Source organism: Pantoea brenneri (genome assembly GCF_038594305.1).
Classification (GTDB): Bacteria; Pseudomonadota; Gammaproteobacteria; order Enterobacterales; family Enterobacteriaceae; genus Pantoea; species Pantoea brenneri.
On sequence record NZ_JBCGBG010000004.1, the window covers coordinates 85,774 to 112,154 of the forward strand.

Here is a 26,381-nt window from a genome sequence, read left to right on the forward strand (position 1 = left end):
TGGAGTGGCAGCATGCGTAACAGTCTGCCAACGTATGCGTACGCAGTTTAGCCGATTGAACTTCAAAAACCATAGTCCTAATCCGTTTCTTCCGTCTGCGAGCAGCGTTACACTGTGCGCCGAACTTTTGAGTAATGGATCTCGTTATGCGCATTCACATCCTTGGGATTTGTGGCACGTTTATGGGCGGTCTGGCGATGCTGGCCCGTTCGCTTGGCCATCAGGTGACCGGTTCGGACGCCAACGTTTACCCGCCAATGAGCACGCTGCTTGAGCAGCAAGGCATTGAATTGACAGAAGGTTATGACGCAAGCCAGCTCGACCCGGCACCGGACTTAGTGATCATCGGTAATGCGATGACGCGTGGCAATCCTTGTGTGGAAGCCGTTCTGGAACGCAACATTCCTTACCTCTCTGGCCCGCAGTGGCTGCACGACTTCGTGCTACGCGATCGCTGGGTACTGGCCGTGGCGGGAACCCACGGCAAAACCACCACAGCCGGCATGGCAGCGTGGATTCTGGAGGCCTGCGGGCTGGAACCAGGCTTCATTATTGGTGGTGTGCCAGGAAACTTCGACGTCTCGGCAAAATTAGGAAAAAGTCCATTCTTCGTGATCGAAGCGGATGAGTACGATTGCGCGTTTTTTGATAAGCGATCCAAGTTTGTCCATTACTGCCCGCGCACGCTGATCCTCAATAACCTTGAATTCGATCATGCGGATATTTTTGACGATCTGCGGGCGATCCAGAAGCAGTTCCATCATCTGATCCGGATCGTGCCGGGGCAGGGTAAGATCCTGCTGCCCGAAAACGATCACAACCTCAGGCAGGTGATGGCGATGGGCTGCTGGAGCGAGCAGGAGAGTATCGGCGAACACGGCCGCTGGCAGGCGAAAAAACTCACGGCGGATGCGTCGCACTGGGAAGTGTGGCTTGATGGCGCCAGAGTGGGCGAGGTGAACTGGGCGCTGGTCGGTGAGCACAACATGCACAACGGACTGATGGCGATCGCCGCAGCTCGGCATGTCGGCGTGAAGCCGGAAGATGCCGGCCAGGCGCTGAACAGCTTCATCAACGCGCGTCGCCGGCTGGAGCTGCGCGGCGAGGTCAACGGCATCAAAGTGTATGACGATTTCGCGCATCACCCGACCGCGATTCTGGCGACTCTGGCTGCGCTGCGTAGCAAAGTGGGCGGAACGGCACGAATTCTGGCGGTGCTGGAGCCACGATCGAACACCATGAAAATGGGCGTGAATAAAAACGAACTGGCACCGTCGCTGGCGCGTGCTGACGAAGTTTTCCTGTTCCAGCCGCACCACATCCCGTGGCAGGTTTCAGACGTGGCTGACGCCTGTATGCAGCCGGCGCACACCACCGCGGATATCGATACGCTGGTCTCGATGATTACCAAAGCGGCGCAGCCGGGTGATTCGATTCTGGTGATGAGCAACGGCGGATTCGGCGGCATTCATCAGAAGCTGCTCGATAAACTGGCTTAACAGAACAAGCGCCCGCCGGGGCGCTTTTTTTTACCTTAACCTGACACCGGCCCGCATTTTATTTCCCGCCAGACTTCACCGCTCCTGACTTCACACGCCACGGCATCCTTAACGTTTCACCGTACAGCAACAGAAACTTATCGCCGCGCGCGGTGAATAGCCTCCTGAGCTGAAGCAAATGCGCGTGATGTGGCGTCTGTCGTGAGAATGATCGGCAGCGAACTGCCTGAAAGCGCGCCGGAGCGGGATAAATAAGCGGACCGACAAAGACAATGCCCGACCGTTTACTCACCCGTAGCCTGAGCATGCAGAGAATGGCCGTGCATCCTGGGGTCTGGAAGCGCGCGTCGGACTGCGGCAGAGGATTGGGGATAATCGCGGATGTCCGGCCGCTGCCGGTAAACGCCGGCTGTGATGGCACAGCGGCATCGGGTCGCGTAACGCTGCCTGCAGGCGGGCAAACTGCCCGCCCCGACATCGCTTAGCTTTCGGCCAGCTCGCGCAGATACTGGAAGATCTGTCGCGCAGATTTCGGCGGCTTGTTGCCCGCTTTCTCTTTCTGCGCATTGCGGATCATGCTGCGCAGTTGCTGACGATCGGCCTGAGGATAAAGGGCGATCACATCCGTCATGGCGTCATCGCCCTGTTCAATCAGGCGGTCACGCAACATCTCCAGCTTATGGAACAGCGCAACCTGCTGGTTGTGGCGGTTCTTCAGCTTATCCAGCGCCTGGCGGATTGGCTCGACGTCCATGCTGCGCATGATTTTACCAATCAGCTGCAACTGGCGACGGCGACCCTCTTTCTTAATACGCTGCGCGAGTTCGATTTCGGCACGCAGGCGCTCATCCAGCGGGATCTTATCAAGGGCATTTTTGCCCAGGTCGACCAGTTCGGCACCCAGGCGTTTCAGCTCTTCAGCGTCGCGCTTTATTTCGCTCTTACTGACCCAGATAATCTCTTCATCTTCTTCTTCATGATTATCTGGCACATCGTCGAGCCACTCATCGGGCTGTTTGGTCATTAGTGGACTCCCAAAAAAAGAGGCTAATCCTACCAGTTTATCGGGTGACTGCGAAATTGTTCTCTGACTCTGATAGACTCAAATCATACATACATAAGATTAGACGGCAGGTCGATGAACGTATCTACTCAGGTTGCAGAACAGCGAAAAGTGTTAGAGCAGGCGATTGCGCAGGCGCTCGAACTGGCTAAAGCAAGCACTGACAGCGCGGAAGTGGCGGTCAGTAAAACCACTGGCATCGGCGTCAGCACCCGCTACGGTGAAGTGGAAAACGTCGAATTCAACAGCGACGGCGCGCTTGGCATCACCGTTTATCATCAGAATCGTAAAGGCAGCGCCTCGTCGACCGATCTCAGCCCGGACGCGATTAAACGCACCGTGCAGGCGGCAATCGATATTGCGCGTTATACCTCGCCCGATCCGTTTGCCGGTCCGGCGGATGCTGACCTGCTGGCGTACGACGCGCCCGATCTGGATCTCTACCATCCGTGGGAGATCGATGCCGATCGCGCGATTGAGCTGGCGGCACAGGCGGAACAGGCGGCGTTGCGGGCAGACAAACGCATCATCAATACCGAAGGCGGCAGCTTCAACAGCCACGTCGGTATCAAAGTCTTTGGTAACAGCCACGGCATGTTGCAGAGCTATTGCTCCAGCCGTCACTCGCTCTCCAGCAGCGTGATTGCCGAGCAGGATGGCAACATGGAGCGCGATTACGCTTACACCATTGGCCGCGCATTTGAAGATTTGCAGAGCCCGGAGTGGGTGGGCGCGGAATGTGCGCGTCGCACGCTGTCGCGTCTGGCACCGCGTAAGCTTTCCACCATGAAGGCGCCGGTGATTTTTGCCGCTGAAGTGGCAACCGGTCTGTTCGGCCATCTGGTCGGGGCGATCAGCGGTAGCAGCGTCTACCGCAAATCGACCTTCCTGCTCGATTCAATGGGACAGCAGATCCTGCCAGAGTGGCTGACGATTAACGAACAGCCGCACCTGCTGAAAGGTCTGGCGTCGACGCCGTTCGACAGCGAAGGCGTGCGGACCCAGGCGCGCGACATCATTAAAGATGGCGTGCTGCAAACCTGGTTAATGACCAGCTACTCCGCCCGAAAACTTGGCCTGACCAGCACCGGCCATGCCGGTGGCATCCATAACTGGCGCATCGCCGGTCAGGGCCACAGCTTTGACGACCTGCTGAAGCAGATGGGGACCGGCTTAGTGGTCACCGAACTGATGGGGCAGGGCGTCAGCGCCATTACCGGCGATTACTCGCGTGGTGCGGCCGGTTTCTGGGTCGAGAATGGCGAAATTCAGTATCCCGTCAGTGAGATCACCATCGCCGGCAATCTGCGAGAGATGTGGCGCAACATGGTGACCGTCGGTGATGACATCGAAACCCGCAGCAACATCCAGTGCGGTTCGGTGTTACTGCCTGAAATGAAGATAGCGGGACAATAAGAAAGATGGATTCTGAAAGCAGCCTGATGGCTGCTTTTTTTTCATCACAATAAGAAAGGAAAGAGCGATGCGTAAGCATGTGATTGCAATGTTGTCTGCTTCTCTGTTGTTCTCCAGCGTCAGCCTCTATGCGGCCGATCTGGAACAGGATATGGATACGCTGAATGCCAACCTGAAGATCGTCAAGAAAACCGACGATGCGCAGGAGATGCAGCAGGCGCTGACCAAAATGCGTGCCGCGGCGCAGGATGCGCGTAAGGGTACGCCGGACAAGCTGGAAGGCCAGCCGGCTGACAGCGCACAGGTTAAAGATTTTCACGCCGGTATCGACTCGCTGATTGCGCAGATTGATGTGGTCAGTACGCTGGCAAAAGCCAATAACGTCGACGGTGCGAAACGCGAAGCGGCGAAGTTTGACGACATCCGCAACGCTAACCATAAGAAATTCCGTTAACGCCCGCGCCGGTCACCCCCGACCGGCGATTTTTATCATCACTTCTGCTTATTACTCACCGTTTTACCGCTCACCTCGCTGAACGTCACCGCGCAGCCTGCGCGCATTCTGATGACATTACACACATTTAACGCATTCTGGGCGCTGAGTCGCATTAAACGTGCAGCCTGCGATCTGGCGCACGCTCTTCACCTCGATTTCCGCTTGGTGCTGGAAATGTTGCGTCTCCACAGAGATCGCTATCAGGGGTAATTTATTTTCAACGCGAATTATCCGGTCTAACAGGAGTAGCAAGGTGAGCAATAACGGCGTTCCGGTGCAAGACGCGCCACCGGAGAAAGTGCAGCAGCTGGCAGACAGGGTAATGGCGCAGATTGCGACGATCTACCAGCAGCACGGCATTGTGCCGAATGCGGTCCAGCAGCAGATGCTGGTGTCACATGTCGGTGCGATGGCATCCCGCTCCCTGAGCGGTGAGCCGCTGCCAGAAGTGGAAGCCGAGCTGTTTGAGGATATCCCGCCGGAAACGCTGCAGCTGGCGCAGCAGGTAGTGGATCTGTTTGGCAATCTGCCACGCGAAGAAGCATGGCTGCTCTCGGTGCATATCGAAGTCGCCCGATCAAACAACTGAAGAGGACGTGAACATGGTAACCGTAGTGATTGGCGATCGTTTAGGTAAAGGGCAGAAAGTTGCGGCAGGTATCGAGAAAGCCGGTGGACGCGCGGTGGTGGTACCCGGCGTGGCGGCAGACATGAAGCTTGGCGACGTGATGAAGGCGGAAAATGCCGATTTCGGTATCTCCTTCTGCGGCAGCGGCGGCGCAGGCGCCATCACCGCACAGAACAAATATGGCTACAAGGCGAAACACGGGATGCGGTCGATCGATGAAGGCGTCACTGCCATCAACGAGGGCGCTACCGTACTGGGTTTCGGTTTCATGGATAAAGAAGAGCTGGGCGAACGGCTGGTGCAGGCCTGGAACAAGAAGTACGGCAGCTGATCATGAAACAACAATACGTTACGCAGGTGACGGTAGAGGGAAAAGGCGACAGCAAAGCGAAAGCCTTTGCGGATGCCCTGAGTCGCGTACAGAACCAGGTTCTGCGCGCGACGCAAAAAATTCTGCTGCGGATAGAGCCCGAGGATGTCCGGGTGCTGAACGCACGGGAGAGCGTCAAAACCGAAAAATTTCTGTTCTTCTTTTTGGCGCGCCAACGGCGGACCTACAGCGTAGAGCTGGAGATCACCGTCAGCGTCACCGTTTTCGACACCGAACAGGTCACGTTCACGGTGACACCTTAAAAACAGTGCCCTTTCATGTCAGAAAGCCGGTTGCCCGACGGCGCGCTGGCCGCAGCTTCGCGGCGGTCAAGGCTACGGCCAGGCGACGGCTGACGCGTGATGGGTAAAAACGACAACAAAGGTACAACAACATGTTTTTAATCATTTTGTTTAAGTCGTTGATCATTGGCGGGCTGGTGGGTGTCGGCGTCGGTGCCGGCGCTGCGCGGATGTTTCACGCGCCGACCACCCAGGGGATGGGCGCCTTTCGTACATTGGGCGAACTCAACTCGTGCGAAGGCGATCCAGCCTCTCACTTCTCCTTTGGTCTTGGCTTCTTCTTTAACGCCTGGGCATCTTCTGTTGCAGCCGGTTCGTTCACGCAGGATGTGGATCACCGCATCATTCCAAACTGGGGCGCCGCGGCGCTGATGATCAAAAACCGCAATGTGGCCGAAACGCTGCACGACCCGAAAAAAATGGCTATCGCCTGTGGCATCATCGGCATGATCGTGGTGGCCTTCCTCAACTCTACTGCCTCAGCCGTACCGGCCGCGCTGCAGGTCACCGCGGTGAAGGTGCTGGTGCCAGCGGCTAACCTGCTGGTCAATACCGTAATGCCGGTGATCTTCTGGCTGGCGGCGATTGATGCGGGCCGCAAATCGGGCTTCTGGGCCACCATTTTTGGCGGCCTGGCGCAGCTGATTATGGGTAACGCCGTGCCGGGACTGGTGCTGGGTATTTTGATCGGCAAAGGCGTGGAAGAGAGCGGCTGGAACAAGGTCACCAAAGTGATGATGACCGCCATCGTGTTGCTGTTTGTCCTCAGCGGTTTCTTCCGCGGCTTCGACATGAAGCTGTTGCAGTCCTTCCAGCTCGGCATTCCTGGCTGGCTCGAGATGATTCATAACTCAGTAAGCGGCAAATAAGAGGCGATGCTGATGAACGAAAATAAAGGCTTCTGGTACGCCGACTGGTCTTTCCCGATCTTTGTTGGCCTGCTCTCATCCGGCGTGTTTGCCGGGACACACATGTACTACCTGTATGGCATTGGCGCTTTCAACGAGGTGGCGTTTGTCTCGATGCTGCGTGCTGGCATGGAGACCGGCGTCTACGGCGCGGTCGCCGCATTCGGTGCCAGCTTTCTGTTCGCCCGCATTATTGAAGGATCGCTGGTCGGTATTCTCGATATCGGCGGCGCGATTCAGACCGGCGTCGGGCTGGGCGTTCCGGCGCTGTTGCTGGGTGCCGGCATCATCTTCCCGGTCGCGAACTTTGCCGCCTCGCTGGTCACCGGTCTGGTCATCGGTGTGGCGATTGGCTACCTGATTATTCTGGCGCGTAAATTCACCATCAATCAGAGCGACTCCACCTACGGAGCCGACGTGATGATGGGGGCCGGTAACACCTCGGGCCGCTTCCTTGGGCCGTTGATCATTCTGTCAGCGATGGCCGCCTCCATTCCGATCGGCCTCGGTTCGCTGCTGGGCGCGTTACTGTTCTACCTGTGGAACAAGCCCATTACCGGCGGCGCTATTCTCGGTGCGATGATCCTTGGTGCGATTTTCCCGATTGCGCTCTGATGTCACCGGCGGTCCGGCAGCGGGCCGCCGCTAAGGAGTCACCATGTTCGACTTAATTATTCGCCGTGCACGCCTCAGCGATGAGCAGGTGGTGGATATTGCCTTGCAGGACGGCAAAATCGCCGCCATCGGCGAGGTAAAGGGCCAGGCGCACAGCGAGCGCGATCTGGCTGGCCGCTGCTACCTCAGCGCCGGCTGGATCGATTCCCACGTCCACTGCTACCCGAAATCCCCGATTTATCATGATGAGGCGGATGCAATCGGCGTCAGTCATGGCGTCACCAGCGTGGTGGATGCCGGCAGCACCGGCGCGCAGCACATTGATGATTTCTATCAGCTGACGCGCACGGCTCAGACCCAGGTTTATGCGCTGATCAACATCGCCCGCACCGGCATTGTCACCCAGAACGAACTGGCTGACATGACGCAGATTGATGAGCAGGCGGTGGCAGAGGCGGTGGCCCGACTGCCCGATTTTATCGTTGGCCTTAAGGCGCGCATCAGCAGCAGCGTAGTGGGCAAAAACGGTGTTCAGCCGCTGGTAAAAGCCAAAGCGATCCAGCAGGCAGCAGGCGGCCTGCCGCTGATGGTTCACATCGGTAACAATCCGCCCGATCTGGCGCAGATTGCCGATTTGCTGACCTCAGGCGACATCATTACCCACTGTTTTAACGGCAAACCCAACCGCATTCTGACGCCGCAGGGTGAACTGAAGGCTGCGGTAAAGCAGGCTATCGCTCGTGGCGTCAGGCTGGATGTCGGCCACGGCAGCGCCAGCTTCAGCTTTGAGGTCGCCCGCGTGGCCATCGCTCAGGGCATTCTGCCTGACACCATCAGCTCCGACATCTATTGCCGCAACCGGCTGGCGGGTCCGGTACACAACCTGGCGCACGTGATGTCGAAATTTTTCAGCGTCGGCATGACGCTGCCGCAGGTGATTAACTGCGTCACGGCCCACGCGGCGGACGCGCTGCGCCTGACGCGTAAAGGCCGGCTGGAGGTAGGTTACGACGCCGACCTGACCATTTTTACCGTCAAACAACAGACCCGACCGTTTATCGATTCAGAAGGTGAACAGGTGGCGGGTGAGCAGCATCTGGTCCCGCTGGCGGCAGTGGTCGCCGGTCAGTGGATCGCGACAGAAGAAGGAGCAGCAAATGAGCTCGGTATATGAAAAATATGGCCTGAAGCCGGTGATTAACGCCTCTGGCCGTATGACGATTCTTGGGGTTTCAACCCCGACCTCTGATGTGATCGATACGGTAAAATATGGACTCGATCACTACTTCGAAATGAAGGACCTGGTGGACAAGACCGGTGCCTACATTGCCGGTTTGCTTGGCGTGGAGAATGCGCTGGTGGTTTCCTGCGCCTCAGCCGGCATCGCTCAGAGCGTGGCGGCGGTAATCGTTAAAGATAACCACTGGCTGCTGGATAATCTGCACGCGGCGCCGCTCAGCGTGCCGCATCAGATTGTGGTACCGAAAGGGCATAACGTTAACTACGGTGCGCCGGTCGGCAGCATGGTGACGCTGGGCGGCGGACAGCTGGTCGAAGCGGGCTACAGCAATGAGTGTTCGCCAGCACAGCTGGCAGCGGCGATCACCCCACAGACTGCCGCGATCCTCTATGTAAAATCGCATCACTGCGTGCAGAAAAGCCACCTCGACGTGGCACAGGCGGCGGCAGTGGCGCGTGAACATGGCGTACCGTTGATCGTCGATGCGGCCGCAGAAGAAGATCTGCACTGTTATTACCAGGCGGGTGCGGATCTGGTGATCTACAGCGGTGCAAAAGCGATCGAAGGCCCGACCAGCGGGCTGGTGATTGGCCGTCATGACTATGTTGAGTGGGTGAAACGTCAGACCAACGGCATTGGCCGTGCGATGAAAGTCGGCAAAGAGGGCATTCTTGGCCTGACGCAGGCCATTGAAAACTATCTGACGCAGCCGAAAATCAGCGGCGCGCAGATGGTGGAAAAAATGACGCCGTTTATCAACCAGCTTAACCAACTGAAAGGCGTCACTGCCCGGGTAGTGTGGGATGCGGCGGGACGGGATATCGCCCGTGCCGAGATCGCCTTTGATGAGGCGACGATCCAGCAGCGTACCGGCGATCTGGTGCAGGCGCTGAAAAAGGGTGACACCGCCATCTATTTTCGTGGCTACAAAGCTAACGAAGGGATCATTGAGGCGGACGTGCGTAGCGTCAGCGCCGATCAGTTGCAGACCATTTTTGCCCGTATTCAGGCGCTGTTAACCGGAGAGAAAAACGCATGACGCTGACACCTAATTTTTATCAGGATCGCCTGTGCCTTAACGTGCTGGCAGGATCGAAAGAGAATGCACGCGCCATCTGGCAGGCGGCGGAAGGACACGTGCTGGTCGGCGTTCTGTCAAAAAACTACGCCAGTAATGAGGCAGCGATCGCTGATATGCGGGAATATGCCGCATTGATCGATAATGCGCTGTCGGTCGGCCTGGGAGCGGGCGATCCGGGTCAGTCGCAGATGGTGAGTGAGATCTCGGCCGTACTGCAACCGCAGCATGTGAACCAGGTGTTCACCGGCGTCGCCACCAGCCGTGCGCTGCTGGGTCAGTCGCAGACGGTGGTCAATGGTCTGATCTCGCCCACCGGCACGCCGGGCAAGGTAAAAATCTCCACCGGACCCCGCAGCGCAAAAAGCGACGACGCGATCGTTCCGATCGGCACCGCCATCGCCATGCTGCAGGACATGGGTGGCAGCTCGGTGAAGTACTTCCCGATGGGCGGCCTGCAGACGATTGATGAATATCGTGCGGTGGCGGAAGCCTGCGCCAGACAGGATTTCTGGCTGGAGCCAACCGGTGGTATTGATCTGGATAACGTTGAGCAGATCATTCGTATCGCGCTGGAGGCGGGCGTCAGTAAAGTGATCCCGCACGTCTACAGTTCGATCATTGATAAAGCCAGCGGTGAAACCCGTATTGAAGATGTGCAGCAACTGCTGGCAATCTGTAAAAAGCTGCTGGCCTGAGGATCTTTGCCAGACGCCCGCCGCTAACCGGGTGGGCGTCAGACAACATGGACGTTGCCCCACGATCCCCGTAGGCTGACCGCTGAATCCCGGCTTTTTTCCAACCGCAGCAACAGGTAAACCATCGTGAGATTTCCCAATCAGCGCCTTGCGCAACTGTTTGATGCCCTGCAAAACGAAACGCTGCCCCAGGATGAACTGGCGCGGCGTTTTGCCGTGTCGACGCGCACCGTACGCACCGATATCACCGCGCTGAATGCGCTGCTGGCGCAGCACGGCGCGCAGTTTATCCTGAACCGCGGCGCAGGTTACCAGTTGAAGATTGAGGATGCTCAGCGTTTCCAGCACCTGCAACAGCAGACCGCATCGCCGCTGCGGGTGCCGCGTACTTCGCCGGATCGTGTGCGCTATTTACTGACCCGGTTTCTCACCGCGGCCTATTCGATCAAGCTTGAGGAGCTGGCGGAAGAGTGGTTCGTCAGCCGCGCCACGTTACAAAATGATATGGCGGAAGTGCGGGAGTGGCTGGGTCGCTATCACCTGACGATCGAGAGCAAACCGCACTACGGCATGAAGCTGTTTGGCAGCGAAGTGGCGATCCGTACCTGCCTGACCGATCTGCTGTGGGAGATCGATCAGGCGCAGCCGGACAGCCCGCTGCTGACGATCGAAGCGTTAAACAGCGGCATGCTCGATACGCTGCGTCCGCTGTTGCAAAGCTGCTTTGCCCAACACAACATCCGCATCAGTGATGAAGGCGAACGTTACCTGCGGCTCTACTGTGCCGTGGCGGTTCGGCGCATCAGTGAGGGCTATCCGCTCAACGATCCCGGCGCTGAAGAGATTGGCGACGAGGTGCGGGAAGCGGCGCACCAGCTGATTAACCTGATGCGGCCGCTGGTAAGCAAACCGATCTCGCCCGCTGAGGAGAACTGGCTGCGGGTGAATATCGCCGCGCGCCGTATCCAGGCGATCGCCCCCAGCGCCATCAATGCCGATGATGCCGACGCCCTGGTCGATTATCTGCTGAGTTTTATCAATACCCATTACAACTTCAACCTGCAAAACGACCAGCAGCTGCGTGCCGATCTGCTCACCCATATCAAAACCATGATCACCCGGGTGCGCTATCAGATTCACATTCCTAATCCGCTGCTGAGCAACATCAAACAGCACTATCCGATGGCCTATGACGTCACGCTGGCGGCGGTAACCAGCTGGGGCAAATATACTCCTTACGTAATCAGCGAAAACGAAATCGGCTTTCTGGTGCTGCATATCGGCGTCGGGCTGGAGCGGCATTATGATGTCGGCTATCAGCGCCATCCGCAGGTGCTGCTGGTGTGCGACAGTGGTAATTCAACCTTACGCATGATCGAGGCGATGCTGCTACGCAGGTATCCGCAGCTGCAGGTGACGGCGCGATTGTCGCAGCGGGAATATGAGGCGCGCAGCCGGATTGATGAGGATTTCGTCATCTCAACCATTCGCCTCAGCGAAAAAGAGAAGCCGGTGGTGGTGATGTCGCCGTTCCCGACCGGTTTCCAGCTGGAGCAGATAGGCAAGCTGGTACTGGTGGATCGCACCCGGCCTTACATGTTGGCTAAATTTTTTGATGCTCAGCATTTTCACATTGTTGACCGGCCGATGACGCAGTCTGAACTGTTTCGGCAACTCTGTGACCAGCTGGAAGCGGAAGGGTATGTTGATTCAGCATTTTATCCGTCGGTAGAGGAGCGCGAAGCGATTGTCAGCACCATGCTGGGCGAAGGCATTGCGCTGCCGCACTCGCTGGGGCTGCTGGCGAAGAAAACCGTGGTCTATACCGTGCTGGCACCGCACGGCATTGCCTGGGGAGACGACACCGCCTACGTGATTTTTCTGCTGGCAATCAGCAAAAGTGAATATGAAGAAGCGATGGCGATCTACGATCTGTTCGTGACGTTTCTGCGCGAAAGGGCGATGAGCCGGCTGCGTGACAGTACGGACTTCGCCTGCTTTAAGGCGGTGGCGATCGACTGTCTCAGCCGGTTATAAGAGTGAAGGGATGCTCCCCGGCAGCGCGGGGAGAGAGTCAGTTCTTTTTCGCCAGCAGGCGCGGTATCTCGCGCAGGCACCAGGCTTTGGCTTCACCCATGCTGTCACGACGCCACGCCATAATAATATCCACCTCACGGGTATATTCCGGACTCACCACCCGCAGACGGCCTTCGGCAATATCCTGCTCAACCAGCGAATAGGGCATGGTGGCGACGCCCAGCCCGGCCAGCAAGGCCCGGCGTTTGTCTTCCATGCTGCTGACGGTCAGGCGCTGTTGCTTATCCAGCAACTGTACGGTCAGAACCGGGCGCTCACGCGCCGTATCCGCCACTGCAATACCGCGATATTTCACGCGCGTCACTTCAGACTGCGGTTCGGGCTCGTCATGAATCGGGTGGTCGGCGCTGGCGACATAGACACTCATCATGGTGTAAAGCTTGCGGGTGTTGATCTCGGTCGAAGCGCGGAAATGCAGATCGGGGGCAATCACAATGTCGGCCCGTCCCTGTTCCAGCCGTTCCCACGCGCCAGCCAGCACTTCAGTGACCAGCGAAAACTGGGTATTGGCTTTGTCAGCCAGCCGCGTCACCAGCGGAAACAGCGCCTCGGTCGGCACCAGCGCTTCGGTAACGATGGTCAGATGGGTTTCCCAGCCGCGCGCCAGTGCTTCCGCATCGGTGGTCAGCTTATCGGCCGCTTCCAGCAGCACCCGGCCACGCTCCAGCAGCATGCGTCCCACGTTGGTAAACTTGGTGCGGTGGCCGGAACGGTCAAACAGCACCACATCCAGCTCCTCTTCCAGTTTTTGCATGGTGTAGCTGAGAGCGGAGGGCACCCGGCCCAGCTCGTCAGCGGCTGCTGCAAAACTTCCGCGTCGATCAATCGCATCCATAACGCGTAAAGATTCAAGGGTTAACGCACGCTCTTTAGCCATCCCGGTTCTCTGTCAGGAAATTTGAACATGCCAGGCAGATTAACTGGCTAACAATCCGGCGTCCAGACTTTTACCATATGGGCATAAAGTCCGTGGCCGATCCTCGCTACCGGATGCTGGAGGTAAACAATGATAACAACACGCAGTGCGTCCGCTTGTGGTCAGGCCGATTTCGGTTGGTTGCAGGCGCGCTACAGTTTCTCTTTTGGCCACTATTTTGATCCTAAACTGATGGGTTATGCCTCGCTACGGGTACTCAACCAGGAAGTGCTGGCACCGGGCGCTGCTTTTCAGCCGCGCACCTATCCGCAGGTCGATGTGCTGAACATCGTGCTGCAGGGTGAAGCGGAATACCGCGACAGCGAGGGCAACCACATCACCGTACGTGAAGGGGAAGCGCTGCTGCTCTCTGCTCAGCCGGGCGTGAGTTACAGCGAGATCAACCTGAGTAAAGAGCGCCCGCTGACGCGGATGCAACTGTGGCTGGCCGCCTGTCCGGAGCGGGAAAACCCACGGATGCAGAAAATCGCGCTGTCAGAAGGGCAAACCACCCAGTTGCTGGCCTCGCCAGACGGCGCGGACGGCAGTCTGCAACTGCGCCAGCAGGTGTGGATTCATCAGGTGGAACTGGCACCCGGTGAACAGCATTCGATGCAGTTACACGGTCCGCGCGCCTATCTGCAATCGATTCATGGCTCGCTGGACGCTGTCTCTGGTACCGAGTATCAGGAAAAACTCGGCTGTGGTGATGGGGCATTTTTGCAGGAAGAACAGCAGCTCAGGCTGACGGCGAAAACGGCCACCCGGGCGTTAATTATTGATATCCCGGTCTGATGATTCAGCCATAAAAAAAGGCGGCCATGGCCGCCTTTTTGCTGTCTGAGGGTTTACTTCAGCATAGTGAACGCGGTGGTCACGTGCTTAACGCCGCTTACCCGGCTGGCCACATCGGCCGCTGCCTGGGCTTCCTGCGGCGTTACCAGACCCAACAGGAACACTTCGCCATTTTCGGTGGTGACTTTCACATTGGATGATTTCACCTGATCGCTGCCCAGCAGCTGCGAACGGATTTTGGTAGTAATCCAGGTATCCGAAGAGGAGGTTCCCAGCGTCACTTTCTGGCCGATACGAATTTCGTTATAGACCTCGGTTGCGCCATCCACGCCCATGGTGATCTGTTTAGCCCGGTCGGCGATCTCCTGCGAAGGGGCCTGGCCGGTCAGCAGGACTTTGCCCTGATAAGCGGTAGCGATAACGCGGGCATCACTTTTGATTTGTTGATCTTTGGCTAAGGCGTTAGAGACACGTAATTCCAGCGTGCCATCGTCGACCTGGGTGCCGACGGTGCGTGGATCGGTGGCCGTCTTGGTGGCGACAGCGGCGCTGCCGGCAACCACGGCAACACAGCCTTGCAGCAGCATTGCGGTTAACAGGATGGCTACAGCGTTCAATGCTTTCATTGGAGCTCCTTCGGTCATTCCTGGTGTGGAAACAGGGTGTTATCGATCAGATCGCATAAACAGTTGAGGGTCAGCATGTGCATCTCCTGAATACGGGCACTGCGGTGCGACGGGATGCGAATTTCCACATCATGTGGGCCCAGCAGTCCGGCAAGTTCGCCACCATCATACCCGGTAAGCGCAACGATAGTCATATCGCGCGTCACTGCCGCCTCAACGGCTTTAACAATGTCACGGGTATTACCGCGCGTGGAGATGGCCAGCAGTACGTCGCCCGCCTGGCCGAGGGCCCGCACCTGCTTGGCGTAAACCTCGTCATGCAGACGATCGTTGCCAATCGCGGTCAGCATCACATTGTCGGCACTCAACGCCAGCGCCGGCAGGCTGGGGCGCTCAGTTTCGAAACGGTTGATCATGCTGGCGGCAAAGTGCTGAGCATTGGCTGATGAGGCACCATTGCCGCAGCTGAGGATTTTATTGCCGTTCAGTAACGACTGCACCAGCGTCATCGCCGCACGGGAAATGGCATCGGGCAACGCTTCTGCAGCGGCAATCTGGGTTTGGATACTTTCGGTAAAACACGCTTTAATTCTGTCCTGCACACGACCACCTGGTTCTAAACGTCTGCATTAAAGGCATTCGGCAGCCACTCGAGCGCCGTGCCGGTAATGGCGATGATGTCGAAACGGCAATTCACTGTTTCAAAACTGCCGCCGCGTTGTGCCAGCCAGAGAGCGGCAGCACGCAGCAGCTTATGTTGTTTCTCGCGGGTCACGCTGGCGAGGGCGCCACCGTAACGCGCATCGCGCCGGTAGCGAACTTCGACAAACACCCAACAGTGCCCGTCGCGCATAATCAGGTCAAGTTCCCCGCCGCGACAATGGACATTGCTGGCTTCCCATTTAAGGCCTGCCTGCTCCAGATAGCGGCGGGCACGCTGTTCGTGCCCGGCACCAATCTGACGGCGATTTAGTTGGCCGGCGCGATTTCGCCCCGACGATACTGGTTCCATGTCAACTTCCTGTTGATCACACAATCCGCATCGGCGCTGAGCTTGCCGGTATTGCCGTCCAGCGTAAAGCCCGGTGACTGACGCATCTGGTTAAAGTGATTCGCCAGCGTCCAGGCATCAATTCCCATCGCATACAGACGCACCAGCGAATAGTCATTGTTAAAGGACTTAGACGCCTGCTGCATCAGACCCGGATTGTTGCCGGAGAGCAGCGGAATATCACTGAACTGCAGGCCATCCATCTCCAGCCGGAAGTCGGCACCGGCACCCGCCTGGGCACTGCGGGAACTGGCATACAGCGCGATGTTGCTGCGGCTGCCAGTACGCATGGTGATCATCGGTTTAATCAGCTGCAGCTCGCCTTGTGTTGAGACGATATAGACCGCATCGACCGCGCCGTCACCGCTGGGGCTGGCGACGTCTGGCGTGCTCTGCTGCGGAGCCGGAATGTTCACGCCCGCAATCGAGACGCCCTGCGGCTCGGCAGGTGCGGCGTTAACCGGCGTGCCGGATAAACTGATGCCTGCGCCACTGTTGATGCCCTGTTTCAGCTCAGCGGTGGAACCGAAGCGCTGCTGCAGCACGGTGCTGCCGCCCAGCGTCTGCCACTCCTGAGTAAATGCGTTAGTCACGCGATCGCCCAGTCCACTGCGTGGCACCAGCAACAGCGGCTGACGCTTGCCCTGATCCCAGATATGGTGCGCGGCATCGCGCGCTTCGTCTTCAGGAGAAAGCGCAAAGTAACAAATATTCGGATGGTTCTGGATCTTTTCCGGCTCGTTAAGCGCCAGCACATTTAATGGCGTCTGGCTGTTAGCGACCTGCTCAACGTCACTCTTCAGCAGTGGGCCAACCACGATGGTGGCGCCATCCTGCTGTGCCTGCTGCATCACCTGCTGAATCGGCTGGCTGCTGGTGTCGTAGACTTTGATCTGCGCATTGCTGGCCGGTTGTGCGGCGGCTGGCTGCGTCGCCGCGGGTTGGGTTGCAGCAGGCTGTGCGGCGGCCGGCTGTGGCGTTGCCGCATCGGCAGGCTGCGCTTGCGGCGCGCTGATTGGCGCAGCAGAAGGACTGACGACCGCATCAGCAGAGGCGGGCTGTGCACTGGCGGTAGCATCCGCTGTCGCGGGCTGGGCAGCCGCCGGCTGCGGCGCTGGCGTCAGTGCGCCATTTTTGGCGTCATTAAAGCCTTTCTGAATCGCATTGGCGAACACCTGCGCCTGGCCGTTCAGCGGCAGCAACAGCGCAATGATGCTGGTGGAGGCTTTAGTGTAGTTCTGCATCTGACTCAGCTGAGTCGGTAAGGTTTTGGCTGCCGGGTTCTGCGGATAACGGGTCTGCCAGTCTTTAATGGCGGACTTCAGCATCTCAGCATCCTGGGTATTGGCACGCCAGACCGCGAGCAGATCCAGCCAGCCCTGCAAAACATTTTCGTCGGCGTTGATCACCAGATTACTGACTTCCTGCGGTGGCATCTGCGTCAGTGCCTGCCAGGTGGCGTCAATATTACTTTGATGATCCGGGCCTTTCAGCAGCGGCTCCTGCGCAATATAGGTACGCAGCAGCGAGAGCGAAGGGCGGCCCTGGGCGATAGCAATCTGCAAACCGTAATAGCGGGCCAGCTGATCCTGCGACAGCGCGCTGGTTTTCACCTGCTCTAAACGCGACTGCGCCTCTTTGACCTGCTGTTTTGACAGCTGCAACTGCGCCTGCAACAGCAATAGCTCCTGCTGCTGGGTGTCTGAAAGCTGTTGCGGCAGCTGGCTGAGCTGCTGGGTCGCCTCAGGATACTTTCCTTCCTTCAACAGGGCGCGGATTGCAAGTAATTGCCAGTCGGTCTTGCTATCATCGCTGCTCTGCTGCGCTTGTTGCAGATAATAGGCTGAGCTGGCGGTAGCAGGCCCCTGAATATTGACGGTTGAGGTTTGCGGCCCCTGACCGCTACACGCGGCTAAAATCAGCCCGGCAAGAATGACAGGCAGAAAGCGTCCTGCTTTACGACGAACGACTTTTGAAGGAAGCATACTGTATCCAGTGATGTTTTTTTCAAGATGCTCAATATTAAATCGGCAATTCGGATGAAACAATGAAACAACTCGATCGGGCAGAGATTTCTGCCAGCACGCTCTACATCGTTCCAACCCCGATTGGTAATTTGGGTGATATCACCCAGCGGGCGCTGACGGTGCTTTCGAGCGTCGATCTGGTCGCTGCGGAAGATACACGTCATACCGGGCTGTTGCTACAACATTTCGCCATCACTGCGCGACTCTTCGCACTTCACGACCACAACGAGCAACAGAAGGCCGAGCTGCTGCTGACGAAGCTGCAAGAGGGGCAAAGCATAGCCTTAGTTTCCGATGCAGGCACGCCGCTGATTAACGATCCCGGCTACCATCTGGTGCGACGCTGTCGCGAAGCCGGGATTCGGGTGGTGCCGCTGCCAGGCGCCTGTGCCGCTATCGCCGCCCTGAGTGCTGCCGGATTGCCGTCCGATCGTTTCTGTTACGAAGGGTTTCTGCCGGCCAAAACCAAAGGCCGATGCGATACCTTACGTGCGCTGGTGCAGGAGCCACGTACCCTGATCTTCTACGAATCGACCCACCGTCTGCTGGACAGTCTGCAGGACATGGTGACCGAACTGGGCGCGGACCGGTATGTGGTGCTGGCGCGCGAGCTGACCAAAACCTGGGAGTCGATTTACGGTGCGCCGGTCGCCGAGCTGCTGGCGTGGGTGAAAGAGGATGAAAATCGTCGCAAAGGCGAGATGGTGCTGATTGTCGAAGGCCACAAGGCCGACGAAGAGGCGCTACCGCCTGACGCACTGCGCACGCTGGCGCTGTTGCAGAAAGAGTTACCGCTTAAGCGAGCCGCTGCCCTGACCGCTGAGATCCATGGCGTGAAGAAAAATGCGCTCTACAAATATGCGCTGGAGCAGCAAGAGGCGTGACAAATGGCGGCGAATGCCCTATCATCCCGCGCCGAAGCTGACCAGACAGTCGCCGCTTTGTCGTCGTCCTCACTTGTGGGGAGACGGGCAGAGGGGAGGAAAGTCCGGGCTCCATAGGGCAGGGTGCCAGGTAACGCCTGGGAGGCGCAAGCCTACGACCAGTGCAACAGAGAGCAAACCGCCGATGGCCCAGTAATGGGATCAGGTAAGGGTGAAAGGGTGCGGTAAGAGCGCACCGCGCGACTGGCAACAGTTCGTGGCACGGTAAACTCCACCCGGAGCAAGGCCAAATAGGGGTTCACAAGGTACGGCCCGTACTGAACCCGGGTAGGCTGCTTGAGCCAGTGAGTGATTGCTGGCCTAGATGAATGACTGTCCACGACAGAACCCGGCTTAACGGTCAGCTTCGACTACTTCTAAAAACCCCGCTCCGGCGGGGTTTTTGCTTTGCGGGCTAAGTGCAGACAGTGCTGAATGACTGTCCACGACGCTTTTTATAAAAGAAGGCGGCTCAACGGTCAGCTTCGACTACTTCTAAAAACCCCGCTCCGGCGGGGTTTTTGCTTTACGGGCTAAGTGCAGACAGTGATGAATGACTGTCCACGACGCTTTTTATAAAAGAAGGCGGCTTAACGGTCAGCTTCGACTACTTCTAAAAACCCCGCTTCGGCGGGGTTTTTGCTTTGCGGACTAAGTGCAGACAGTGCTGAATGACTGTCCACGACGCTTTTTATAAAAGAAGGCGGCTCAACGGTCAGCTTCGACTTGTTACTAAAAACCCCGCTTCGGCGGGGTTTTTGCTTATTAGCCGCTGAGGCATCAGTTCCCACCCGTTGAGATGTGAGTACCGAAAATACCAGACGGAATTAACCGCGGCCGTGCGGCTCATCCCAGTCAAACGCCGGTCCCAGCGAAATCACGCCGTTCGGGTTGATGGTCTTATGGCTGCAATAGTAGTGATGGCGGATATGCGGCAGGTTAACCGTCTCTGCAATACCGGGCATCTGGTAAATATCGCGCAGGAAACCACTGAGATTAATGAAATCACCGATGCGATGACGATCGCATTTAAAATGGGTCACGTAGACCGGATCGAAACGCACCAGCGTGGTCCACAGGCGCAGATCCGCTTCGGTCAGCCGATCGCCAGTCAGGTAGCGATGCTGACCGAGGATCTGCTCCAGCCGTGACAGCGAATGAAACAGCGCGGTGACCGCTTCATCATAGGCCGACTGGGAGGTGGCGAAGCCCGCCTTGTAGACGCCGTTATTCACCGTGTCGTAAATCCAGCCGTTCAGCTCATCGATTTTTTCACGCAGGGCAGGCGGGTAATAGTCACCGGCTCGGGCCCCAACCGCATCAAACGCGCTGTTGAACATCCGGATGATATCGGCCGATTCATTGCTGACGATGGTGTTCTGCTGCTTGTCCCACAATACCGGCACCGTTACGCGGCCGCTGTAGTGTGGATCGGCGTGCAGATAGAGCTGATAGAGAAACTCATTTTGATAGAGCTTATCGCCGGTTGCCTGCTCAAATTCATCATCGAAGGTCCAGCCATTTTCCAGCATCAGCGGATGCACCACTGACACATCAATCATGCTATCCAGCCCTTTAAGCTGACGCATCAGCAGGGTGCGGTGCGCCCATGGGCAGGCCAGCGAAACGTAGAGATGATAACGGTCACGCTCGGCGGTGAATCCCGCTTTGCCGTCCGGGCCGGCGCTGCCATCGGCCGTGACCCAGTTGCGCCAGGCAGAGGCTGAACGCTTGAAGCGTCCACCGGTCGATTTGGTGTCGTACCAGGTGTCATGCCAGACACCGTCAATTAGCTGTCCCATATTGCCTCCAATGCAAACAGGGCGAGGTTATTTCCTCGCCCTGTTAAGTCTGTCTGTGATGATGCTTATCTGAGTTTAGCGTGCAATCGCCGTCTGTGTTTTTCTTTTGCTCAGCAGACGGTCGATGCTGTAAGCGCCCGGACCCACCAGACCTAACACCAGGAAGCCGCCGGCAATTGACAGGTTCTTCATGAACATCAGCTGGTTGACGCCTTCGGCAAAGTTACTGTGGAACAGAAACGCCGTCAGGATGGTGAAACCGGCAGTAAACAGCGCGGTAAAACGGGTCAGGAAACCGAACAGAATCGCCAGGCCGCCGCCGAATTCGAGCAGGATAACCAGCGGCAGCATCATGCCAGGCACGCCCATCGCTTCCATATATTGCTGGGTCGCCGCATAACCGGTGATTTTGCCCCAGCCCGCGGTAATGAACAGGATTGGCATCAGGATGCGAGCCAGTAACAAACCAGTATCTTCGAATTTTTTCATCATTTACTCCAGCGCTATAAATATTGCAGGACCGTTGCCCGCAGGGTTTATTCCCGCTGAAAGCTGTGCTGCCATTCATTGGGTTGATAGCTGGAGATGATAGTCGCGGCGCGGAAAGGTTGTAAGCGATATAAACTGTCGATGTTTTTCAGAAATTCTGAAGAAGAGAAGCCGGTCTTTTCAGGACCGGCTTTAAGCAGGATTAACGCGGCGGCAAGGCGGATTTGATCATGCGCCAGGTGCTCCAGGCGCCAAACCCGCGTTTTGCCCAGCGTAACAGCATGTTGGGACTGCGAATCGAGTAGATCGCCAGCGCGCTGCTGCCGATCGCCAGATAGCGACGTAAACTGAGGAAAGTAAACCAGCCGCGGTCGTAATGGGCGGTCCCTTCCAGCCAGTCACGGCGCGCAGCGCTGAGATCAAGCCGCTGCTGCTGCACATGCTTAAGCAGTTCATGGATGCGTTCTTCACGCTCGCGGCGGCTCATTAACGCTGATCCTCAAGTAAGCTGCGGTCAGTATCCAGCTCTTTGCGCGTGTGGCGCAACAGCGTGGACTGACGCGATTTACGTAGCGTCCAGAGTCCGAGGATAATCGCCAGCAGGAACAGCGCCCCGGTGGTGATACCGATGGCCATCAGGCGATACTGTGCATCCACTGCCCAGATGATCAATACCATCAGACTCATCAGGCCAAAAGCGGTGAACAGCATCGTCAGGCCAACCATCAACAGCAGCTGTATCAGGTTAGCTTTCTCTTCTTCCAGTTCCACCACTGCCAGACGAACGCGCGTCTCAACCATACCAACCAGCGTGGTAACGATACGCTGACCAATGTTAATGACCCCTTTAGCCGGGCCGTGGTTATGCTGTGAATCTGCCATAATTAACGACGCGAAATGAGGATGCCCAGTGCGACGCCAATCGCAGCACCGATACCGACACCATGCCATGGATTTTCACGCACGTAGCCTTCTGCTTTCTGCGCGGCTTCGCGGGTGGTGGCAGCGATGCGTTCGCTTGACTCGCCTAAGCGCTCACGTGAGCTGTCCAGCGCCACACGCGCTTTGTTACGCAGCTTATCCAGCTCGCCTTTGGATTTCTCAGTGCTGCTGCTCAGCACCTCTTCCAGGGTGTCAGCAAGGTTTTTCAGTTCAGCACGCAAATGTTCCGATGATGTGTCTTTAGACATAAAATACTCCTTTAACATCAGTAGATTAATTCCGATTAATAGGGCTCCGCCTGTAACTTCTTCAGCTCCCGGCGCGCGTCATCCAGTTTTTGTTCTCGTTTAGCAATCTTCTCCTTGTCGTGGCCCTCATCACGCTCTTCCCTGAGTTCGTGTTCGCGCTCAGCAACTTTTTGCTTCTGAGCGTTAATTCTTTCCAGATGCGCAGCCTCAAGCTTCTTGTCAGTACAGCCGGCACGCACCTCGGTCAGTGCACGCTCCAGACCGTTGACGCGACGCTGATTGTTATGCTTCTGCGCCATCTCAATCTCACGCTGAATATCCTGCTCTTTCTGCTGACACAGCGATTCAGCCGCCAGCAACGATCCTGACAGTGAAAACAGCGCGATTCCCAGTAATACTTGATATTTCATCAGGCTTTGTACCTTCCGTTGTTACCTGACCCGTCACCACGCCGCGAATCCGCTTGCGCCACGTGCTGAGAATCAACTCTCGGTTAAGCATAGACATCAGCGGTAAAAAGTTCAAAGAACACCGGGAGATAGAGTTCACTTCAGACCGTGCCAGCCTGCGCCACGGTCTGAAGTGTTAACAGCGAGGAAAAGGAGATTACGCCAGCGACAGGCGTTGAGACTGGTCGTGTTGCGCCACAATAAAGCCCTGAGGCAGCAGACGGCGCAGAACTTTTTGCGCCGCCAGACTCTGTTCTTCACTGTCGAAATGAATGATCAGCGCGTCGCCGGCCGGGGTAATGCTCTTAATGCGAATCCCCTGGGCGCTCAGCTGTTGATAAAGGTAGAAGCCGTCGGGCAGGGTAGCACCCGCGTGCGATACGCGAATCTGCACCACCGTTTCATGGCGCATCAGCGTCGGTGCAATGCCAATGGCAATCAGCACAAAAACGCCAGCAATCAGCCACGGTAACCACCGTTTAGGAATAGCCTGTAGCAATTTCATTACTCAGCTTTCCCGTTTTGATCCGCCTGTCGTTTACGCCACAACACCACCAGCGATCCCACCAGGCCAAACACCAGCAGCGCCAGCGGCAGCATCATCAGGAAGAACATCAGTTCGTCCTCATAACGGCGGAAAATCGGCGTTTTGCCCAGTGCAAAGCCCAGCACGGTTAAAATGACTACCCAAAGGAAGGCGCTGACCCAGTTAAAGAACTGAAAGCGGGCATTGCTCAGGCCGGACAATCCGGCAATGGTTGGCAGCAGAGTGCGGACAAAGGCGATAAAGCGGCCAATCAGCAGCGCCGATAAACCGTGCCGGTGAAACAGGCTGTGGGCGCGCAGATGATATTGCGCCGGCAGGTGTGATAACCATTTTTGCACCGTGGGCGTATTGCCGAGCCAGCGCCCCTGAATATAACTCACCCAGCAACCGAGGCTGGCGCCGGTCGTCAGGACCAGAATGGTAAGTGGAAAACTCATGGTGCCTTTAGCAATCAGCACGCCGACCAGAATCAGCAGACTGTCGCCGGGCAAAAAGGCGGCGGGGAGCAGGCCATTTTCCAGAAACAAAATCATAAACAGCACGCCGTAAATGGCCCATACCAGCGTGGGGTCGGAAAGCGTTTCGTAGTCCTGTTGCCACAAGGCATGCAGCAACGCTTGCAAAATATCCATCAATCTTTCCTGAACATCATTGTTAAACATGTCCCACGGGACTTGAGCACAGACTGGCAGTTAGTTGTAAATTTTAGGCGCGCAGCCTGGGCAGGATTTTCCGGATCCTTCCAGAATTGATCGTTAAATCAGCGACTTTATAAACCCCTGTCGCAAAGGGTAAGAAAAGGGCGATAACTGTAACAAAAATCACCCATCCGAAACAGGAAAACTGATCGGTGAACAGGAGTTTTACCTTGTGAAACGGTGTGTAAAAAGGAGCTTTACATGACCTGACACTATTGCAGATTAACTGACCATGCTGAGCGCTTTTCAAACCCGTTAGCGGGCGTTATTTGACCCGTCTGGCAGGATGACCGGATTTTCCCCGAACATGTAACGATCCACGTTAAATTCGAAATCATCCGCCGTGGCATTGAACAGCATCTGTTTAGTATTTTCCAGATGTTGCCACATCGCCAGTTTACTGGCGGCCGGATCTTTGCGCATCAGGGCTTTAAGGATCTGATCGTGGTCATCGCACCAGCTGAGGATGCTGCGCTGGTCGATGTGCTCATGGAGTTTGAGCCAGTAAGGATTGTGCAGGCGATGCAGCCACATTTTTTCAACGATGGCGGCTAACGCGCTGTTCTGGGTGGACTGGGCAATACGAACGTGGAACTGCATATCCCATTCGGAATCACGGAAATGATCTTCCTGTCGGGCTTTTTCCTGAATCGCCATCAGGTCGATAATATCCTGGCGGGTCACCTGCGTGGCGGCGAACTCGGCCACGTTACTTTCGATCAGCTGACGTGCCTGTAATAACTCGAACGGGCCAAAAGTGGCGAACTCCAGCTGACTGCTGGTCGGTGCAATGCGGTTCTGCTGCTGGCTGGCCATCACGTGGATACCCGAGCCTTTGCGTACCTCAACATAGCCTTCGACTTCCAGCATGATGATCGCTTCACGGACCACGGTGCGACTCACTTCCATCTCTTCAGCAATCAGGCGCTCGGCCGGCAGTTTCTCGCCGATCGGGTAGATTCCGGCTTCAATGCGGCGTTTCAGCTCGCTGGCCAGCTGTTGATAGAGTCGACGGGATTCAGTGAGGTCCATAGCACAGTCCAGGTAGCAAACAGAGAGTTGTTATACCACTTTGCGTCGTGCGAGGAAATGGGCTGGCTTACGCCAGCCCGGAAGACTAACTGCGAGCCACTGCGGCCTGCGGTGCGGTTACGGTTGGCGTAAGCTCTGAAATCGGTTTGTTTTTCAATACCGTCCAGATCACTACGGCACCCAGCAGGTCGAATACCGCCAGCGCGGCAAACAGCGGACTGAAGCCCAGCGTATCGGCCAGTGCGCCCACCACCAGCGCAAACATGGTGCTGGCTGTCCAGGCTGCCATGCCGGTTAAGCCGTTAGCGGTCGCCACTTCATTGCGGCCGAAGACGTCAGAGGAGAGGGTGATCAGGGCGCCAGAAAGTGCCTGATGAGCAAAACCACCGACGCACAGCAGGGCGATGGCCACGTACGGGCTGGTAAACAGGCCGATAGTACCCGGCGCAATCATCAGCACCGCACCCATGGTGACCACCAGTTTACGTGAGACGATCAGATTGACGCCAAACCAGCGCTGAAACAGCGGCGGCAGATATCCGCCAATAATACAGCCAAAGTCGGCGAACAGCATCGGCATCCAGGCAAACAGCGCAATCTCTTTCAGATTGAAGCCGTAAACCTTAAACATGAACAGCGGGATCCAGGCGTTGAAGGTCCCCCAGGCCGGTTCAGCCAGAAAACGCGGCAGCGCAATGCCCCAGAACTGACGATTGCGGATAATTTCCAGCGCCGACATTTTGCGGGTGTTACCGGTCTGATGCTGCGCTTCCTGACCGGAAATGATGTAGTCGCGCTCTTCATCACTGAGTTTAGTCTGCTGTTTCGGGTGTTTGTAAAACACCAGCCAGCACAGGGCCCACGCCATGCTCAGCACGCCGGTAATGATAAACGCCATCTGCCAGCTGTGGGCCATAATCGCCCACACCACCAGCGGCGGTGCCAGCATCGCCCCGATTGACGAGCCGACGTTGAAATAGCCGACCGCCACCGAGCGTTCTTTGGCCGGGAACCATTCGCTACTGGCTTTCAGACCCGCCGGGATCATCGCCGCTTCTGCCGCACCCACCGCACCGCGAGCCAGCGCAAAACCGCCCCAGCTACCGGCCATCGCAGTGGCGGCGCAGAAGATAGCCCACAACACAGCAAACACTGCATAACCGACTTTGGTGCCCAGCAGATCGAGCACATAGCCCGCCACAGGCTGCATCAGCGTATAACAGGCTGAATAGGCTGCGACGATGTAGGAGTACTGCTGCGTGGTGATATGCAGTTCAGTTTGTAAGGTGGGGGCCGCCACCGCGATGGTGTTGCGGGTCAGATACCCTAACACCGTGCCGAGAGTCACCAGTCCAATCATGTACCAGCGTAACCCTTTGATTTTACGCATCCTCTACCTCTTCCAGTTCTGTATGCGGTCATGCCG

30 protein-coding genes and 1 other RNA gene are annotated in these 26,381 nt (G+C 57.0%); 15 read left to right on the top strand and 16 right to left on the bottom strand.

Annotated features, from left to right (window positions below):
• The first annotated feature begins 146 nt into the window (after positions 1–146).
• Positions 147–1,499 (top strand): UDP-N-acetylmuramate:L-alanyl-gamma-D-glutamyl-meso-diaminopimelate ligase, encoded by a 1,353-nt coding sequence (gene mpl, locus AABB92_RS16490; RefSeq protein ID WP_031376394.1) that lies wholly within the window; start codon positions 147–149, stop codon positions 1,497–1,499.
• 481 nt (positions 1,500–1,980) lie between these two features.
• On the opposite strand, the gene yjgA is transcribed toward mpl, so the two are convergent.
• Positions 1,981–2,523: a ribosome biogenesis factor YjgA gene (gene yjgA / locus AABB92_RS16495; protein ID WP_031376393.1), complete on the bottom strand. Its 543-nt coding sequence runs from the start codon at positions 2,521–2,523 to the stop codon at positions 1,981–1,983.
• A gap of 114 nt (positions 2,524–2,637) precedes the next feature.
• Here yjgA and pmbA point away from each other — a divergent pair, with 114 nt between their 5' ends.
• From pmbA to AABB92_RS16550, 11 genes are all read left to right on the top strand, one after another.
• Complete coding sequence (gene pmbA, locus AABB92_RS16500; RefSeq protein ID WP_031376392.1) at positions 2,638–3,978, top strand: metalloprotease PmbA; 1,341 nt, start codon at positions 2,638–2,640, stop codon at positions 3,976–3,978.
• 67 nt (positions 3,979–4,045) lie between these two features.
• Positions 4,046–4,432 carry a cytochrome b562 gene (cybC, locus tag AABB92_RS16505; RefSeq protein WP_031376391.1) on the top strand — a complete coding sequence of 129 codons (387 nt, stop codon included), beginning with the start codon at positions 4,046–4,048 and terminating at the stop codon, positions 4,430–4,432.
• Between the two features lie 295 nt (positions 4,433–4,727).
• A complete protein-coding gene (locus AABB92_RS16510; RefSeq protein ID WP_031376390.1) occupies positions 4,728–5,063 on the top strand; it encodes a glycine dehydrogenase in 336 nt (111 codons plus the stop codon).
• Between the two features lie 7 nt (positions 5,064–5,070).
• On the top strand, positions 5,071–5,433 hold the full coding sequence (locus AABB92_RS16515; protein WP_089561919.1) for an SFCGS family glycine-rich protein: 363 nt from the start codon (positions 5,071–5,073) through the stop codon (positions 5,431–5,433).
• A gap of 2 nt (positions 5,434–5,435) precedes the next feature.
• On the top strand, positions 5,436–5,735 hold the full coding sequence (locus tag AABB92_RS16520; RefSeq protein WP_031376388.1) for a DUF4312 family protein: 300 nt from the start codon (positions 5,436–5,438) through the stop codon (positions 5,733–5,735).
• Between the two features lie 131 nt (positions 5,736–5,866).
• Positions 5,867–6,643, top strand: a complete 777-nt coding sequence (locus AABB92_RS16525; protein ID WP_031376387.1) for a DUF4311 domain-containing protein — start codon at positions 5,867–5,869, stop codon at positions 6,641–6,643.
• 12 nt (positions 6,644–6,655) lie between these two features.
• On the top strand, positions 6,656–7,297 hold the full coding sequence (locus AABB92_RS16530) for a DUF4310 family protein (protein WP_031376386.1): 642 nt from the start codon (positions 6,656–6,658) through the stop codon (positions 7,295–7,297).
• 43 nt (positions 7,298–7,340) lie between these two features.
• Positions 7,341–8,471 (top strand): amidohydrolase/deacetylase family metallohydrolase, encoded by a 1,131-nt coding sequence (locus AABB92_RS16535; protein ID WP_031376385.1) that lies wholly within the window; start codon positions 7,341–7,343, stop codon positions 8,469–8,471.
• Positions 8,455–9,576, top strand: coding sequence for a DgaE family pyridoxal phosphate-dependent ammonia lyase (locus AABB92_RS16540; RefSeq protein WP_046289267.1), 1,122 nt, complete (start codon positions 8,455–8,457; stop codon positions 9,574–9,576). Before AABB92_RS16535 ends, AABB92_RS16540 begins: the two co-directional genes overlap by 17 nt.
• Complete coding sequence (dagF, locus tag AABB92_RS16545) at positions 9,573–10,313, top strand: 2-dehydro-3-deoxy-phosphogluconate aldolase (RefSeq protein ID WP_031376384.1); 741 nt, start codon at positions 9,573–9,575, stop codon at positions 10,311–10,313. Before AABB92_RS16540 ends, dagF begins: the two co-directional genes overlap by 4 nt.
• 126 nt (positions 10,314–10,439) lie before the next feature.
• Complete coding sequence (locus AABB92_RS16550; RefSeq protein WP_031376383.1) at positions 10,440–12,350, top strand: BglG family transcription antiterminator; 1,911 nt, start codon at positions 10,440–10,442, stop codon at positions 12,348–12,350.
• Positions 12,351–12,387: 37 nt separating this feature from the next.
• Here AABB92_RS16550 and AABB92_RS16555 read toward each other — a convergent pair whose 3' ends face one another.
• A complete protein-coding gene (locus tag AABB92_RS16555; RefSeq protein WP_031376382.1) occupies positions 12,388–13,287 on the bottom strand; it encodes a LysR family transcriptional regulator in 900 nt (299 codons plus the stop codon).
• 129 nt (positions 13,288–13,416) lie between these two features.
• Between AABB92_RS16555 and AABB92_RS16560 the strand changes: the two genes are divergently transcribed.
• Positions 13,417–14,121, top strand: coding sequence for a pirin family protein (locus AABB92_RS16560; RefSeq protein WP_031376381.1), 705 nt, complete (start codon positions 13,417–13,419; stop codon positions 14,119–14,121).
• A gap of 53 nt (positions 14,122–14,174) precedes the next feature.
• Here AABB92_RS16560 and dolP read toward each other — a convergent pair whose 3' ends face one another.
• Genes dolP through AABB92_RS16580 form a run of 4 tightly spaced genes read right to left on the bottom strand, consistent with a single transcriptional unit; the run spans position 14,175 to position 17,783 of the window.
• The gene (dolP, locus tag AABB92_RS16565; protein ID WP_031376380.1) at positions 14,175–14,747 is read right to left on the bottom strand and encodes a division/outer membrane stress-associated lipid-binding lipoprotein; all 573 of its coding nucleotides are present in this window, start codon (positions 14,745–14,747) and stop codon (positions 14,175–14,177) included.
• A 14-nt stretch (positions 14,748–14,761) separates the two neighbouring features.
• A complete protein-coding gene (gene diaA / locus AABB92_RS16570) occupies positions 14,762–15,349 on the bottom strand; it encodes a DnaA initiator-associating protein DiaA (protein ID WP_031376379.1) in 588 nt (195 codons plus the stop codon).
• Between the two features lie 14 nt (positions 15,350–15,363).
• Positions 15,364–15,759: a YraN family protein gene (locus AABB92_RS16575; RefSeq protein ID WP_031376378.1), complete on the bottom strand. Its 396-nt coding sequence runs from the start codon at positions 15,757–15,759 to the stop codon at positions 15,364–15,366.
• Positions 15,717–17,783, bottom strand: a complete 2,067-nt coding sequence (locus AABB92_RS16580; RefSeq protein ID WP_046289266.1) for a penicillin-binding protein activator — start codon at positions 17,781–17,783, stop codon at positions 15,717–15,719. Before AABB92_RS16580 ends, AABB92_RS16575 begins: the two co-directional genes overlap by 43 nt.
• Positions 17,784–17,845: 62 nt before the next feature.
• Between AABB92_RS16580 and rsmI the strand changes: the two genes are divergently transcribed.
• Positions 17,846–18,709, top strand: coding sequence for a 16S rRNA (cytidine(1402)-2'-O)-methyltransferase (rsmI, locus tag AABB92_RS16585; RefSeq protein ID WP_031377220.1), 864 nt, complete (start codon positions 17,846–17,848; stop codon positions 18,707–18,709).
• A gap of 33 nt (positions 18,710–18,742) precedes the next feature.
• Positions 18,743–19,121, top strand: an RNA gene (gene rnpB, locus AABB92_RS16590) — RNase P RNA component class A.
• A 454-nt stretch (positions 19,122–19,575) separates the two neighbouring features.
• On the opposite strand, the gene AABB92_RS16595 is transcribed toward rnpB, so the two are convergent.
• The 10 genes from AABB92_RS16595 to AABB92_RS16640 all read right to left on the bottom strand — a co-directional run bounded on the left by AABB92_RS16595 (position 19,576) and on the right by AABB92_RS16640 (position 26,345).
• Positions 19,576–20,550 (bottom strand): glutathione S-transferase family protein, encoded by a 975-nt coding sequence (locus AABB92_RS16595; protein ID WP_046289265.1) that lies wholly within the window; start codon positions 20,548–20,550, stop codon positions 19,576–19,578.
• 75 nt (positions 20,551–20,625) lie between these two features.
• The gene (locus tag AABB92_RS16600) at positions 20,626–21,039 is read right to left on the bottom strand and encodes a DoxX family protein (protein WP_031377219.1); all 414 of its coding nucleotides are present in this window, start codon (positions 21,037–21,039) and stop codon (positions 20,626–20,628) included.
• A gap of 202 nt (positions 21,040–21,241) precedes the next feature.
• Positions 21,242–21,526 carry a YqjK-like family protein gene (locus tag AABB92_RS16605; protein WP_031377218.1) on the bottom strand — a complete coding sequence of 95 codons (285 nt, stop codon included), beginning with the start codon at positions 21,524–21,526 and terminating at the stop codon, positions 21,242–21,244.
• Complete coding sequence (locus AABB92_RS16610) at positions 21,526–21,921, bottom strand: phage holin family protein (RefSeq protein ID WP_031377217.1); 396 nt, start codon at positions 21,919–21,921, stop codon at positions 21,526–21,528. Before AABB92_RS16610 ends, AABB92_RS16605 begins: the two co-directional genes overlap by 1 nt.
• Before the next feature lie 2 nt (positions 21,922–21,923).
• On the bottom strand, positions 21,924–22,229 hold the full coding sequence (locus AABB92_RS16615) for an ElaB/YgaM/YqjD family protein (protein ID WP_031377216.1): 306 nt from the start codon (positions 22,227–22,229) through the stop codon (positions 21,924–21,926).
• Positions 22,230–22,264: 35 nt separating this feature from the next.
• On the bottom strand, positions 22,265–22,639 hold the full coding sequence (locus AABB92_RS16620; protein ID WP_031377215.1) for a DUF1090 domain-containing protein: 375 nt from the start codon (positions 22,637–22,639) through the stop codon (positions 22,265–22,267).
• A 196-nt stretch (positions 22,640–22,835) separates the two neighbouring features.
• A complete protein-coding gene (gene mzrA, locus AABB92_RS16625; RefSeq protein ID WP_031377214.1) occupies positions 22,836–23,183 on the bottom strand; it encodes an EnvZ/OmpR regulon moderator MzrA in 348 nt (115 codons plus the stop codon).
• A complete protein-coding gene (locus AABB92_RS16630) occupies positions 23,183–23,857 on the bottom strand; it encodes a DedA family protein (RefSeq protein ID WP_031377213.1) in 675 nt (224 codons plus the stop codon). The genes mzrA and AABB92_RS16630 overlap by 1 nt, the downstream gene beginning before the upstream one ends.
• Before the next feature lie 321 nt (positions 23,858–24,178).
• Positions 24,179–24,955: a transcriptional regulator ExuR gene (gene exuR / locus AABB92_RS16635; protein ID WP_031377212.1), complete on the bottom strand. Its 777-nt coding sequence runs from the start codon at positions 24,953–24,955 to the stop codon at positions 24,179–24,181.
• An 85-nt stretch (positions 24,956–25,040) separates the two neighbouring features.
• Complete coding sequence (locus AABB92_RS16640; RefSeq protein WP_031377211.1) at positions 25,041–26,345, bottom strand: MFS transporter; 1,305 nt, start codon at positions 26,343–26,345, stop codon at positions 25,041–25,043.
• Positions 26,346–26,381 lie beyond the last annotated feature (36 nt).

Bases quoted from the DNA above. Each gene is read 5' to 3' on its own strand.
- pmbA (WP_031376392.1), top strand. From the start codon at position 2,638: ATGAACGTATCTACTCAGGTTGCAGAACAGCGAAAAGTGTTAGAGCAG.
- mzrA (WP_031377214.1), bottom strand. From the start codon at position 23,183: ATGAAATTGCTACAGGCTATTCCTAAACGGTGGTTACCGTGGCTGATT.
- AABB92_RS16560 (WP_031376381.1), top strand. From the start codon at position 13,417: ATGATAACAACACGCAGTGCGTCCGCTTGTGGTCAGGCCGATTTCGGT.
- AABB92_RS16535 (WP_031376385.1), top strand. From the start codon at position 7,341: ATGTTCGACTTAATTATTCGCCGTGCACGCCTCAGCGATGAGCAGGTG.
- dolP (WP_031376380.1), bottom strand. From the start codon at position 14,747: ATGAAAGCATTGAACGCTGTAGCCATCCTGTTAACCGCAATGCTGCTG.
- AABB92_RS16580 (WP_046289266.1), bottom strand. From the start codon at position 17,783: ATGCTTCCTTCAAAAGTCGTTCGTCGTAAAGCAGGACGCTTTCTGCCT.
- AABB92_RS16540 (WP_046289267.1), top strand. From the start codon at position 8,455: ATGAGCTCGGTATATGAAAAATATGGCCTGAAGCCGGTGATTAACGCC.
- AABB92_RS16525 (WP_031376387.1), top strand. From the start codon at position 5,867: ATGTTTTTAATCATTTTGTTTAAGTCGTTGATCATTGGCGGGCTGGTG.
- AABB92_RS16600 (WP_031377219.1), bottom strand. From the start codon at position 21,039: ATGAAAAAATTCGAAGATACTGGTTTGTTACTGGCTCGCATCCTGATG.
- AABB92_RS16520 (WP_031376388.1), top strand. From the start codon at position 5,436: ATGAAACAACAATACGTTACGCAGGTGACGGTAGAGGGAAAAGGCGAC.
- AABB92_RS16605 (WP_031377218.1), bottom strand. From the start codon at position 21,526: ATGAGCCGCCGCGAGCGTGAAGAACGCATCCATGAACTGCTTAAGCAT.
- AABB92_RS16530 (WP_031376386.1), top strand. From the start codon at position 6,656: ATGAACGAAAATAAAGGCTTCTGGTACGCCGACTGGTCTTTCCCGATC.
- AABB92_RS16575 (WP_031376378.1), bottom strand. From the start codon at position 15,759: ATGGAACCAGTATCGTCGGGGCGAAATCGCGCCGGCCAACTAAATCGC.
- AABB92_RS16630 (WP_031377213.1), bottom strand. From the start codon at position 23,857: ATGGATATTTTGCAAGCGTTGCTGCATGCCTTGTGGCAACAGGACTAC.
- cybC (WP_031376391.1), top strand. From the start codon at position 4,046: ATGCGTAAGCATGTGATTGCAATGTTGTCTGCTTCTCTGTTGTTCTCC.
- exuR (WP_031377212.1), bottom strand. From the start codon at position 24,955: ATGGACCTCACTGAATCCCGTCGACTCTATCAACAGCTGGCCAGCGAG.
- AABB92_RS16615 (WP_031377216.1), bottom strand. From the start codon at position 22,229: ATGTCTAAAGACACATCATCGGAACATTTGCGTGCTGAACTGAAAAAC.
- dagF (WP_031376384.1), top strand. From the start codon at position 9,573: ATGACGCTGACACCTAATTTTTATCAGGATCGCCTGTGCCTTAACGTG.
- AABB92_RS16610 (WP_031377217.1), bottom strand. From the start codon at position 21,921: ATGGCAGATTCACAGCATAACCACGGCCCGGCTAAAGGGGTCATTAAC.
- mpl (WP_031376394.1), top strand. From the start codon at position 147: ATGCGCATTCACATCCTTGGGATTTGTGGCACGTTTATGGGCGGTCTG.
- AABB92_RS16620 (WP_031377215.1), bottom strand. From the start codon at position 22,639: ATGAAATATCAAGTATTACTGGGAATCGCGCTGTTTTCACTGTCAGGA.
- AABB92_RS16640 (WP_031377211.1), bottom strand. From the start codon at position 26,345: ATGCGTAAAATCAAAGGGTTACGCTGGTACATGATTGGACTGGTGACT.
- AABB92_RS16595 (WP_046289265.1), bottom strand. From the start codon at position 20,550: ATGGGACAGCTAATTGACGGTGTCTGGCATGACACCTGGTACGACACC.
- AABB92_RS16555 (WP_031376382.1), bottom strand. From the start codon at position 13,287: ATGGCTAAAGAGCGTGCGTTAACCCTTGAATCTTTACGCGTTATGGAT.
- yjgA (WP_031376393.1), bottom strand. From the start codon at position 2,523: ATGACCAAACAGCCCGATGAGTGGCTCGACGATGTGCCAGATAATCAT.
- rsmI (WP_031377220.1), top strand. From the start codon at position 17,846: ATGAAACAACTCGATCGGGCAGAGATTTCTGCCAGCACGCTCTACATC.